The organism is Scandinavium sp., assembly GCF_032012665.1.
Taxonomy (GTDB): domain Bacteria; phylum Pseudomonadota; class Gammaproteobacteria; order Enterobacterales; family Enterobacteriaceae; genus Scandinavium.
Genome location: NZ_DALZVG010000001.1, coordinates 71780 through 83485, shown reverse-complemented (window position 1 = coordinate 83485; position 11706 = coordinate 71780). Strand labels below are relative to the sequence as shown.

The 11706-nt window shown below is 58.9% G+C and carries 10 protein-coding genes and 1 pseudogene; 6 read left to right on the top strand and 5 right to left on the bottom strand.

Features of this window, described 5'->3' with window-relative positions:
* The 4 genes and pseudogenes from RTU33_RS00410 to fepD all read right to left on the bottom strand — a co-directional run.
* Positions 1-382: pseudogene (locus tag RTU33_RS00410) on the bottom strand (hypothetical protein); the annotation flags it as partial.
* An 835-nt stretch (positions 383-1217) separates the two neighbouring features.
* Entirely contained in the window at positions 1218-2018 is an 801-nt protein-coding gene (gene fepC, locus RTU33_RS00405; protein WP_312624553.1) for an iron-enterobactin ABC transporter ATP-binding protein, read from the bottom strand.
* Positions 2015-3007, bottom strand: coding sequence for an iron-enterobactin ABC transporter permease (gene fepG, locus RTU33_RS00400; RefSeq protein ID WP_312624552.1), 993 nt, complete (start codon positions 3005-3007; stop codon positions 2015-2017). The genes fepC and fepG overlap by 4 nt, the downstream gene beginning before the upstream one ends.
* The gene (gene fepD / locus RTU33_RS00395) at positions 3004-4014 is read right to left on the bottom strand and encodes a Fe(3+)-siderophore ABC transporter permease (RefSeq protein WP_312624550.1); all 1011 of its coding nucleotides are present in this window, start codon (positions 4012-4014) and stop codon (positions 3004-3006) included. Before fepD ends, fepG begins: the two co-directional genes overlap by 4 nt.
* Positions 4015-4125: 111 nt before the next feature.
* Between fepD and entS the strand changes: the two genes are divergently transcribed.
* On the top strand, positions 4126-5373 hold the full coding sequence (gene entS / locus RTU33_RS00390) for an enterobactin transporter EntS (RefSeq protein ID WP_312624548.1): 1248 nt from the start codon (positions 4126-4128) through the stop codon (positions 5371-5373).
* A gap of 132 nt (positions 5374-5505) precedes the next feature.
* Here the strand turns inward: entS and fepB are convergent, their stop codons facing one another.
* On the bottom strand, positions 5506-6465 hold the full coding sequence (gene fepB / locus RTU33_RS00385; RefSeq protein WP_312624546.1) for a Fe2+-enterobactin ABC transporter substrate-binding protein: 960 nt from the start codon (positions 6463-6465) through the stop codon (positions 5506-5508).
* A 175-nt stretch (positions 6466-6640) separates the two neighbouring features.
* Here fepB and entC point away from each other — a divergent pair, with 175 nt between their 5' ends.
* The 5 genes from entC to entH are packed head-to-tail and all read left to right on the top strand — an operon-like array spanning position 6641 to position 11467.
* Positions 6641-7816 carry an isochorismate synthase EntC gene (gene entC, locus RTU33_RS00380; RefSeq protein ID WP_312624544.1) on the top strand — a complete coding sequence of 392 codons (1176 nt, stop codon included), beginning with the start codon at positions 6641-6643 and terminating at the stop codon, positions 7814-7816.
* Between the two features lie 9 nt (positions 7817-7825).
* Positions 7826-9436 (top strand): (2,3-dihydroxybenzoyl)adenylate synthase EntE, encoded by a 1611-nt coding sequence (entE, locus tag RTU33_RS00375; RefSeq protein WP_312624903.1) that lies wholly within the window; start codon positions 7826-7828, stop codon positions 9434-9436.
* 11 nt (positions 9437-9447) lie between these two features.
* Positions 9448-10299 carry an isochorismatase gene (locus RTU33_RS00370; protein WP_312624542.1) on the top strand — a complete coding sequence of 284 codons (852 nt, stop codon included), beginning with the start codon at positions 9448-9450 and terminating at the stop codon, positions 10297-10299.
* Complete coding sequence (gene entA, locus RTU33_RS00365; protein ID WP_312624540.1) at positions 10299-11054, top strand: 2,3-dihydro-2,3-dihydroxybenzoate dehydrogenase EntA; 756 nt, start codon at positions 10299-10301, stop codon at positions 11052-11054. Before RTU33_RS00370 ends, entA begins: the two co-directional genes overlap by 1 nt.
* Positions 11054-11467, top strand: coding sequence for a proofreading thioesterase EntH (entH, locus tag RTU33_RS00360; protein WP_097165033.1), 414 nt, complete (start codon positions 11054-11056; stop codon positions 11465-11467). Before entA ends, entH begins: the two co-directional genes overlap by 1 nt.
* Positions 11468-11706 lie beyond the last annotated feature (239 nt).

Here is an 11706-nt window from a genome sequence, read left to right as displayed (position 1 = left end):
GATAAGCATCCTGTAGCGCTTTAGTTTGCTGAGCGGTACGCTCCTGATTAGCCCTGGTTAATGCTTCGCCTTCACCGTCAGTAGAGGTAGCTGCCTGCGGTTTTGTGGCTGGTGTCAATGTACTTATTGGAATAGCTGTTGTGTCGATGGGCGGAAAACTAACTGTGGTACTTCCGTTGTAATAAGAATTTCCCTTCACATAATTGATTACCTCTTGCAGAGTGTCCTTTCTTTCTATCTCCTGTGTTTTATCCTGCGGCAGTTCCGGATGAGTGGAGAGGTAATTCTGTACAATGAATTGATCGCTGCTGCTCATTTGCGCATCAGCAATACCAGAAATTGCACTAGCCACAATTGCTAATGCAATAAGTTTGATTTTCATATTTAATAAACCTGTTAATTTGATGTCGAAATCACTTAACGCCGGAAAGACAGGTTTTGCAGAACTCGTCTTTCCATTCTCTAACGCGGCTGATACTTTACGGTATCAGCCGCGTAATTTTTTTTACCAGCGCATTACATTTCCCTTGACGTTACGCGCCCTGTACTTTTATTTGCACATTGATCAATGTCAGTTCACCAGGGCTAAAGGTTAACGCCCATTCACCTTTATCATTCTCAGGTAAAAAACGAAATTGCTTTCATTTGAAGGCAACTGTTTTGTTGCAAAAGAAATGCCTGGTTAAAATAAATGACTTTTAAACGAGGTGAATATTACAACTTTAATTTAATTATTCAATACCAATGATTATTGGTGGTGTTTTTTGTTTATCTTATTGTTATTTAATGATTTTGTTTGGGTGTTGTGATGTCATTTACCATGAGAAATATTCAGGGGCTTTGATGCTGCGGGGCTTGCTGGGATCTTTTTTTGGGATTTCTGTTGAAATATTGTTTGGGTTATATTGATAACGTGTGTCTTTAAGCCGATTTGGTTTTCATAGTAATTATTTTTTTGTCATTTCATTAGGATTGCTTAAGTGTTGAGGGTGTTTTTCATTTCGAACGAAAATTTTTACAGGTGGCAGGAATCGTTCTCGATTTTCATTTTTCAGAATAAGGTTTATCCGTTGCATTGTTTTGTGAAGTTAAGCACTAAAAACGTACCCGGCAGGTAAATTAAAGATGTCTTTTTTACTTACAAAATAGCGATTTATTCCGAGCGGGCATTTATAAGCATTTTGAATGCCGCTATCTCCCGCTCTTTCGGGAGAAGGTTATTTCCCCGCCTTACCCCACGGCACCACCAGCGGTGTCCCTGCCACCGGATCCTCAATAATCAGGCAGCGCAGGCCGTAGATTTTCTCAATCAGCTCTGCTGTCACGATCTCCTTTGGTGCGCCTTCGGCGATAATTTTGCCATCGCGCAGGGCAATCAGGTGCGTCGCGTAGCGGCAGGCCTGATTGAGATCGTGCAGTACCGCCGCCAGGGTGTAACCCTGCTCACGGTTGAGCTCGCTCAGCAGCTCCAGCAGATCGATTTGATGGCTGATGTCGAGCCAGGTGGTTGGCTCATCGAGCAGCATGATGGCCGTTTCCTGTGCCAGTACCATCGCAATCCATGCCCGCTGCCTTTGACCACCGGAGAGGGTATCCACGCTCTGATTCGCCAGCTCCGTCACACCCGTCGCCTGCATGGCGCGGTTGACCGCTTCGTCATCTTCCTTGCGCCAGCGTGTAAACAGCGGCTGATGCGGATAGCGCCCGCGGGCCACCAGCTCCTGTACGGTGATGTCGCCCGGCGTGGTGGCGTTCTGCGCCAGCAGGCCAATGCGGCGGGCGACTTCTTTGCTGTTGAAGCGCTGGATCTGCTCGCCATCCAGTAAAACCTGCCCGTGCTGCGGTGTCATCAGACGGCTTAAGGTGCGCAGGAGCGTCGATTTGCCGCAGCCGTTGGGGCCGATAATGGCGGTGAAATGACCGTCGGGAATGGCGACCTGAAGATCTTCAGCAATGATTTTTTTACCGTAGCCAAGCGTCAGGTGTTCGCCGTACAGGCGGGCGGGAGAGGCGGTCATTTTTTACGGGACTCCTGAATAAGCAGGGCGATAAGATACAGGCCGCCGAGGCTGACGGTCACCACGCCCACCGGAAGCTGGTAAGGCATAAATAGCTGCTGCGCGGCAAAATCCGCCAGCGCCAGCAGCAGTGCGCCGCAAAGCGCCGACTGAGTTAAACCCCAGCGGGCAGTACCGCTCAGGCGTCGGGCGATATGTGGCGCGACGAGGGCAATAAAGGAAATCGGCCCGGCCAGAGCGGTTGAGGCGGCGGTCAGCACGACGGCGACCAGCATCAACAGCAAGCGAGAGCTTTCCACGCGCACGCCTAACGCGCAGGCGCTGTCGTCGCCCATTTCCAGCAGCCGCAGCCGCCGTACCAGCAGCGCGGCGCAGGCCAGCATGACCAGCAAAATGGGGGCTGCAGGGAAAATCTTTGCCCACGTCACGCCGTTAAGCGATCCGGCAAACCACAGCCCTGCCGACTGCGCAGTCTCGAGCGTGGCGCGCAGCAGCAGCCAGGTGTTGAAGGCCATCAGCATCGCACGGATGCCGATACCGATAATGATCAGCCTGAAGGTATCAATCCCGTTGCGCCACGCCAGTAGCCAGACCAGCAGCGAGGTGATTATCCCACCTGCCATCGCGGCGAAGGCGATTGCCGTCTGGTGCTGACCAATCAACACCATCGCTACCAGCACGCCACTCCACGCCCCGGTGTTAAAGCCCATGACGTCCGGACTACCGAGTGGGTTGCGCATTAGCGACTGGAAAATTGCGCCGCTGACGCCAAGCGAGGCACCAACCAGCAGCGCCATTAGCACGCGCGGTAAGCGCCATTCTGTAACCACCATCGTCACGCCGCGGGGGGCATCACCCGTCAGCGCGGCAATCACTTGCCCAACGTCCAGAGCGACCGCGCCGCTGCGCAGGCTCCAGAGGGCAAGTAATAAAGAAGCGAGCGTGAGGAAGCCACAGCTCAGCAGCAAGCGACGCGATGGCGTAGTCATGCGGCACCTCCGCGGGAAGGCTGGCGGCGAACAAGCCAGATAAGCACCGGCGCGCCGATGAAGGCGCTGACCACTGACACGCGCAGCTCACCTGGAACCAGCAGACGCCCGGCGATATCTGCGAACAACAGCAGGGCAGGGGTGGCGAGCAGGGTGACCGGCAGCGACCAGCGGTGATCGCCGCCGACCAGCCAGCGCGAGATGTGCGGCATCATCAGGCCGATAAAGGCGATGGGCCCCACCAGCGCGGTGGCGCAGCCGCTCAGCACGGTGATGGCGAGAAGACCAAGAATTTGCGTGCGCGCCACTTTATTGCCAAGCGCGGTGGCGGTGTCTGCACCAAGATTCAGGCTGTTCAGTGAGCGGCTCAGGCCCAGCGCCACGGCGGCGGCGATAATCACCGGCACCAGCACCACTTTGAGCGTCTCCAGCGAGCGGATATCCAGCGAACCGGCCTGCCAGAAGCGCAGCTGGTCGTAAACGTCCGGATTGAGCAGGGCGATACCGTTGGATAATCCTTCAAGCACTGCGCCCAGCGCAACGCCCGCCAGCGTCAGGCGAACCGGGCTGAGCTGACCGCCGCCCTGGCTGCCGGTAAAGGCCACCAGCAGCGAGGCGATCAGCGCGCCGCTAAAGGCGAGTAAAAGCTGCTCCTGGGGAAGCGTCAGGCCAAACAGCGCCGCGCCCAGCACAATGGCAAAGCTTGCTCCGGCGTTAACGCCAAGAATGCCGGGATCGGCGAGGGGGTTGCGGGTCAGGGTTTGCATCAGCGCGCCCGCAAGGCCAAGCGCGCTGCCTGCCAGAAGCCCGGCAAGCGTGCGCGGCAGACGGGCATCAAGAACGATGGTGCAGTCGGCGCTACGGCAGGTGCCGGACAGAGCATCCGTCACCACGCTTAACGGCAGCGGTTTCGCGCCAATCAGAAGGCTGAGGGCGCAGGCAGCGACCAGCAGAATGAACAATCCGGGCACGGCGATGGGGCGCAGCGCGGCGGGAGAAAACGACATAGCAACGTCCATGATGTGATAATGATAGTAATTATCGTTCTCGATCTTATTCGCCTATGGTAGCATGTGCGGCCACGGAAATGGTATCGAAAGTTCGTTGAAGGCCCTGTGATGCAAAGACAATCCTGGCTGTTGAACCTCAGCCTGCTAAAGACTCATCCGGCGTTTCGCGCCGTCTTTATCGCCCGCTTTATCTCAATTCTCTCTCTCGGCCTGCTCGGCGTGGCGGTGCCGGTTCAGATTCAGGCGCTCACCCACTCCACCTGGCACGTTGGTCTGGCGGTCACACTCACCGGCGGGGCAATGTTCATTGGCCTGATGCTTGGCGGCGTGCTGGCGGATCGCTTTGAGCGCAAAAAGCTGATTCTTCTGGCGCGTGGCACCTGCGGGCTGGGCTTTCTGGGCCTGTGGCTGAATGCGCTGCTGCCAGAGCCTTCGCTGCTGGTGATTTACCTGCTCGGCCTCTGGGACGGGCTGTTCGCCTCGATTGGCGTCACCGCGCTGCTGGCCGCAACGCCTGCGCTGGTCGGGCGTGAAAACCTGATGCAGGCCGGGGCGATCACTATGCTGACGGTACGCCTGGGCTCGGTCATTTCGCCGATGGTCGGTGGCCTGCTGCTGGCGAGCGGCGGCTTCTCCTGGAACTACCTGCTGGCGGCGCTCGGCACCTTTATCACTACGCTTACGCTCCTGCGTTTGCCGCAGCTGCCGCCTCCGCCGCAGCCGCGTGAACACCCGTTTACTTCTTTAATGGCCGGGCTGCGCTTCCTGTTCAGCAATCCGCTGATTGGCGGCATAGCGCTGCTCGGCGGCCTGCTGACGATGGCGAGTGCGGTGCGCGTCCTCTATCCGGCGTTGGCGGTGGGTTGGCAGATGTCTGCGGCACAAATTGGCCTGCTGTATGCGGCTATTCCGCTCGGTGCTGCCCTTGGCGCGCTGACCAGCGGCAACCTGGCCCGCAGCGAAAGGCCGGGGCAGATCATGCTGCTCGCGACGGTCGGATCGTTTGTCGCGATCGGCGTATTCAGCCTGATGCCCGCCTGGGCGCTGGGTGCGCTGTGCCTCGCGCTGTTTGGCTGGCTGAGCGCGATAAGTTCGCTGTTGCAGTACACGCTCATTCAGACGCAAACCCCTGAAGCGATGCTCGGGCGCATTAACGGCCTGTGGACCGCGCAAAACGTGACCGGCGATGCCATCGGCGCTGCGCTGCTCGGGGGCTTTGGCTCGATGCTGACGCCCGCTGCGGCGGCAAGTGCGAGTGGATGGATACTGGCGGCGGTTGGCGTGGTACTGGTGGTCTTGCTGGGGGAACTGCGCCGGTTCCGTCAGGCTCCGGTGCAGGTGGAAGAGGTGGCATGATTGCCGGGTGGCGCTGCGCTTACCCGGCCTACGATGTTTCGTTGGACGGGCAAACAACGTGCTACCCGACGATGTCAAACAGGGTTTCGCTATTTTGTAGGCCCGGCAAGCGTAGTGCCGCCGGGCATTTACTTAGCCGAACAGTTTTTCAAGACGCTCCAGCACCCGCATTGCGCTGTAATAGTCGAGACGGAAAGTTTCGGTGCCAAGCGCATACACGCGCTTGTTTTGCACCGCCTCAAGGTGAGACAGCAGCGGGTTAGCTTCAATGGCATCGGTGTCCTTCTGGTCACCGGCGAAGACAAACAGCGACTGCCCGTTCAGGCCCGCCGCCAGGGTTTCACCGCCGAGCTGGATGATGTCGTGACGCTTCCCCTGGCTCTGGCTGGTGTGCAGACCGGCGGGGAGCGGGGCGAGGGTAAAACCAAGCTGCTCGAGCAGCTTGCCCTGGGCGGATTCCGGGGTCCACAGGTTGGCGCTGTGCGCGGCGGCGGTATAAACCAGCGCGCTTACCGGCTGCGGCGGCAGCTTCATTTGCTGCTTGAGCGTCGCCATCCGGGAATCAAATTCAGCAATGCGCTGTGTTGCCTGCTTTTCCTGGCCGGTGATTTTGCCAAGCTGAGTCAGCAGGCTCTGCCAGCTCTGGTCGTCGTAGTTGATGATAAGCGTCGGGGCAATGGTTGATAGCTGATCGTAAAGCGCGAGTGCTGAATCACCACCGGTGGCGCTAATCAGGATCAGATCCGGCATCTGCGCAGCCACGGCTTCGGCGTTCGGTTCACCAATGTATAGCCTGGCGACGTGGCGCTTTCTGGCAATCTCGCCCCACTGGCGCAAAAAGCCCTGGCCGTCCGCCACGCGATTGTTGGGCGTGGTGGCCCCGCTGGCGACAACAGGGGCGTCAATGGCCAGCAGCGAACCGGTGAGGGTGACGCTGGTGGAGACGATGCGTACTGGCTTGTGTTCAAGCTGGTGCGCGCCGCGGCTGTCTGTCACTTCGCGCGGCCAGTCGGCGGCCAGGCCTGAGGTTAATCCGAAAAGGAAAAGCCCGGAAAAGAGCAGGGTGTTGCGGAAAAAAACGGGGAATTTCACGACGTCAAAGTCCTGTTTTATGGATGTTAATGAATCTCATTTTCACTTCTGCGCGTCGCAGATGCAAGGGGGATGATGCGTCTGAAGTTGACAAGGAAGCGTTTTACTTTTAGCTTACCGAACCAAAATATAAATGATAATCATTCTTAATATCTTTATCGTTTTGGAGGATAATATGGAAACGTTACTGGCTGAGGCCGAACAGGAAGTCGCACCAACGCTGTTCCCTGACAGCTTCTTTTTTATGTCGCCGTATCGTAGCTTCACCACCTCTGGCTGCTTCCGTCGCGTGTCGCAGCCGGCTGAAGGCGGAGAAGATTTAGCGGGAGAGTTTCAGCAAAGCATCAGCAAAGCCTTTGCCGATGCGAAAGCCGCCGGTGTCCAGCGTCCGCTGCTGGTGGGCGCTATCCCGTTTGATACCACCCAGCCCTCCGCGCTGTTCATTCCGCAGCACAGCGAAACCTTCTCCCGCACGGCGAAACAGCACTCGGCGCCTTACGTCGCGGGCCTGAAGCCAATGCAGGTGCAGGCGCGGCAGGAAATTCCGGGGCAGGATGAATTTATGACGATGGTGGAACGCGCTGCGGCGCTGACCGCCACGCCGGAAGTTGACAAAGTGGTGCTCTCGCGTCTGATTGAGCTCACTACCGATTCCGCCGTGGATACCGGTGCATTGCTGGAGCGTCTCATCGCGCAGAACCCGGCGAGCTTCAACTTCCACGTACCGCTGCCGGACGGTGGCGTGCTGCTCGGTGCCAGCCCGGAGCTGCTGCTGCGCAAGGAGGGCTCCCATTTCAGTTCCCTGCCGCTGGCAGGTTCAGCCCGTCGTCAGCCGGATAACGTGCTGGATCGTGAAGCGGGCAACCGCCTGCTGGCCTCGCAGAAAGATCGCCACGAGCACGAGCTGGTAACCCAGGCCATGAGAAACGTCCTGACGCCGCGCAGCGATGCGCTTTCTCTTCCTTCCTCGCCGCAGCTCATCACCACGCCAACCCTCTGGCATCTGGCAACGCCGATTGAAGGCGAAGCGAAAGCCGATGAAAACGCCCTGACGCTTGCCTGCCTGCTGCACCCGACGCCTGCGCTGAGCGGTTTCCCGCATGATGTGGCGAAGCGGCTGATTGCCGAGCTTGAGCCGTTCGACCGCGAACTGTTCGGCGGCATCGTCGGCTGGTGCGATGCGGAAGGCAACGGCGAGTGGGTGGTCACTATCCGCTGCGCGAAAGTGCATGACAACCACATCCGCCTGTTTGCCGGGGCGGGCATTGTGCCTGCCTCTTCGCCGCTCGGCGAATGGCGTGAAACCGGCGTCAAGCTGACCACCATGCTGAACGTATTTGGCCTCAATTAAGGACTGATGATGAGTGTTGCTTTTACGCCGTGGCCGGAAGATCTCGCGGCCCGCTACCGTGAAAAAGGCTACTGGCAGGATCTGCCGCTGACCGACATTCTGACGCGCCACGCGAATAACGATGCGGTGGCCGTTATCGATGGCGATCGCCGGGTGACTTATCGCGAACTTAACGTGCTGGTGGATAATCTCGCCGCCTCTTTGCAGCATCATGGACTGAAGGCAGGCGAAACCGCGCTGGTGCATCTGGGCAACGTGACGGAGTTTTATGTCACGTTCTTTGCGCTGCTGCGGGCAGGCGTCGCGCCGGTTAATGCGCTATTCAGCCATCAGCGCAGTGAACTGCACGCCTACGCAGCGCAAATTGAACCGGCTCTGCTGATTGCGGATCGCGATCATGCCCTGTTTGCCGACGATACGTTCCTCAACGCTTTCGTCGACCAGCACCGCTCGGTGCGCAAGGTATTGCTGAATCATGACCAGGGCGAACACAGCCTGGCGGCGGCGATGGCAACTCCGGCGGATAACGTTGTACCGTCGTCGACCAGCGCCGGAGAAGTGGCCTTCTTCCAGCTTTCCGGCGGCAGCACGGGCACGCCGAAGCTGATCCCGCGCACTCACAACGATTACTACTACAGCATCCGTCGCAGCAACGAGATTTGCCACTTCGACGAAAACACGCGCTATCTCTGTGCCTTACCTGCCGCCCATAACTACGCACTGAGCTCGCCCGGTGCGCTCGGGGTGTTCCTCGCAGGTGGCTGCGTGGTGTTAGCCGCCGATCCCAGCGCCACGCTCTGCTTCCCGCTGATCGAACAGCATCAGGTTACGGTTGCCGCACTGGTACCGCCTGCGGTGAGCCTGTGGCTGCAGGAGATTCAGGCCAGCGGCAGTAACGCGCAGCTCGCTTCGCTCACCCTGTTGCAGGTCGGCGGGGCGCGTCTCTCCGCCACGCTTGCGGCGCGCATTCCGGCAGAAATTGGCTGCCAGCTTCAGCAGGTGTTCGGCATGGCGGAAGGGCTGGTGAACTACACCCGGCTGGACGATTCGCCGGAGCGCATCATCAACACGCAAGGCTGCCCGATGTCTCCCGATGACGAAGTGTGGGTGGCGGATGCCGACGGCAACCCGCTGCCGCGTGGTGAAGTCGGGCGACTGATGACCCGCGGGCCGTACACCTTCCGCGGCTATTACAAAAGCCCGCAGCACAACGCCAGCGCTTTTGATGCCAATGGCTTTTACGGCTCAGGTGACCTGATTTCCATCGACGAGGATGGCTACATCACCGTTCAGGGACGCGAAAAAGATCAGATCAACCGCGGCGGTGAAAAGATCGCGGCGGAAGAAATTGAAAACCTGCTGCTGCGCCACGAGTCGGTGGTTTATGCGGCGCTGGTGAGCATGGAAGACAGCCTGCTCGGTGAGAAAAGCTGCGCGTATCTGGTGGTGAAAGCGCCGCTGCGTGCGGTTGCGGTTCGCCGCTTTCTGCGCGAGCAGGGCGTCGCCGAATTCAAGCTGCCGGATCGCGTGGAGTGCGTGGATGCACTGCCGCTGACGCCGGTAGGGAAAGTCGATAAAAAACAATTACGTCAGTGGATCGCCGATCGCGCCCTGGCCTGAAGGAGAAGAGTATGGCAATTCCAAAACTGCAGGCCTACGCGCTGCCAACCGCCGCCGACATGCCGGCCAACAAAGTCGACTGGGCGTTTGAACCGGCGCGCGCGGCGCTGCTTATCCACGATATGCAGGAGTATTTCCTCAACTTCTGGGGTGAAAACAGCGAGATGATGGCCACCGTGGTGGCGAACATCAAGGCCCTGCGCGACTTCGCCAAAAAGCATAATATTCCCGTCTACTACACCGCGCAGCCGAAAGAGCAGAGCGCTGAAGACAGGGCGCTGCTGAACGATATATGGGGACCGGGCCTGACTAAATCACCGGATCAGCAGCGCGTGATTGCCGCGCTGGCTCCGGACGAAGCGGATACCGTGCTGGTGAAATGGCGCTACAGCGCGTTCCACCGCTCGCCGCTGGAGATAATGCTCAAGGAAACCGGGCGCGACCAGCTGATCATCACCGGCGTCTATGCGCACATCGGCTGCATGACCACGGCGACGGACGCCTTCATGCGCGATATCAAGCCGTTCTTCGTGGCCGATGCGCTGGCGGACTTCAGCCGTGACGAACACTTAATGTCGCTGAAATACGTAGCCGGACGCTCCGGGCGCGTGGTGATGACCGAAGAGCTGCTGCCGCTGCCTGCCTCGAAAGCCGCGCTGCGGGCGGCCATTCTCCCGCTGCTGGACGAATCCGACGAGCCGCTCGATGATGAAAACCTGATTGACTACGGCCTCGATTCGGTGCGGATGATGGCGCTGGCCGCGCGCTGGCGCAAAGTCCACGGCGACATTGATTTCGTGATGCTGGCAAAAAATCCTACCCTCGACGCCTGGTGGGCGCTGCTCTCCCGCGAGGTGAAGTGATGACCGGATTGGATTTTCACGGCAAAACCGTCTGGGTAACCGGCGCGGGAAAAGGCATCGGCTATGCCACCGCGCTGGCGTTCGTGGAGGTCGGGGCGAAAGTCACCGGTTTCGATCTGGCGTTCGACAAGCCTGAGTATCCGTTCACCACTATCGAGATGGACGTGGCGGATGCCCGGCAGGTGCTGCTGGTTTGTGCTCCGCTGTTGCAGGATTTACCGCGTCTCGACGTGCTGGTGAACGCCGCCGGGATTCTGCGCATGGGCGCTACGGATGAACTGAGCATTGCGGACTGGCAGCAAACGTTCGCCGTCAACGTGGGCGGCGCATTCAATCTGTTCCAGCAGACGATGGCGACGTTTCGGGCACAGCAGGGCGGAGCCATTGTGACCGTTGCGTCCGATGCCGCACACACGCCACGCATCGGCATGAGCGCCTACGGCGCGTCGAAGGCGGCGCTGAAAAGCCTGGCAATGACCGTCGGGCTGGAGCTGGCGGCAAGCGGCGTACGCTGTAATCTGGTGTCGCCGGGTTCAACAGATACCGATATGCAGCGCACCCTGTGGATCAGCGACGACGCTGAGCAGCAGCGCATTCGCGGGTTCGGCGAGCAGTTCAAGCTCGGCATCCCGCTTGGCAAAATTGCCCGTCCGCAGGAAATCGCCAGCACCATTCTGTTTCTCGCCTCCGACTGCGCCAGCCACATCACCTTGCAGGACATCGTGGTCGACGGCGGCTCAACCCTGGGGGCGTAATGATCTGGATCCGACACTTAACGCTGGATGCCCTGAACGCTACCAGCGAAGCGACGATGGTCGCGCATCTCGGCATCGTTTATACCCGTCTCGGCGACGACACGCTGGAAGCTGAAATGCCCGTTGACGCCCGTACCCATCAGCCGTTTGGTCTGCTACACGGCGGCGCGTCCGCTGCGCTGGCGGAAACGCTCGGTTCGATGGCGGGCTATCTGATGACCCGTGAAGGCCAGTGCGTCGTCGGCACCGAGCTGAATGCCACGCACCACCGCGCGGTGTCTCAGGGTAAAGTGCGCGGCGTATGCCAGCCGCTGCACTTAGGTAAGCAGACCCAAAGCTGGGAAATTGTCGTGTTCGACGAACAGGGGCGGCGCTGCTGCACCTGCCGGCTGAGCACGATGGTTTTGGGGTAATATGCAACACTATTGCCGGATGGCGCTGCGCTTATCCGGCCTACAAAATTACGCAGGTCGGTGCAAACAAAGTGCCGCCCGGCTTAATAAGCGAATGCGCGACTCGATCGATACGATATTTCCGCGGATGAGGTGCGGCCTCGTAGCGTGACCCGCTTAACAATGTGGTGTAAATCCGTGGCGTTACGTCGTTATTCCTTGGTTATGACATTGTTAAATCTGTGTGGGGTGTTATAGAT

Bases quoted from the DNA above. Each gene is read 5' to 3' on its own strand.
- fepC (WP_312624553.1), bottom strand. From the start codon at position 2,018: ATGACCGCCTCTCCCGCCCGCCTGTACGGCGAACACCTGACGCTTGGC.
- fepG (WP_312624552.1), bottom strand. From the start codon at position 3,007: ATGACTACGCCATCGCGTCGCTTGCTGCTGAGCTGTGGCTTCCTCACG.
- fepD (WP_312624550.1), bottom strand. From the start codon at position 4,014: ATGTCGTTTTCTCCCGCCGCGCTGCGCCCCATCGCCGTGCCCGGATTG.
- entS (WP_312624548.1), top strand. From the start codon at position 4,126: ATGCAAAGACAATCCTGGCTGTTGAACCTCAGCCTGCTAAAGACTCAT.
- entC (WP_312624544.1), top strand. From the start codon at position 6,641: ATGGAAACGTTACTGGCTGAGGCCGAACAGGAAGTCGCACCAACGCTG.
- entE (WP_312624903.1), top strand. From the start codon at position 7,826: ATGAGTGTTGCTTTTACGCCGTGGCCGGAAGATCTCGCGGCCCGCTAC.
- RTU33_RS00370 (WP_312624542.1), top strand. From the start codon at position 9,448: ATGGCAATTCCAAAACTGCAGGCCTACGCGCTGCCAACCGCCGCCGAC.
- entA (WP_312624540.1), top strand. From the start codon at position 10,299: ATGACCGGATTGGATTTTCACGGCAAAACCGTCTGGGTAACCGGCGCG.
- entH (WP_097165033.1), top strand. From the start codon at position 11,054: ATGATCTGGATCCGACACTTAACGCTGGATGCCCTGAACGCTACCAGC.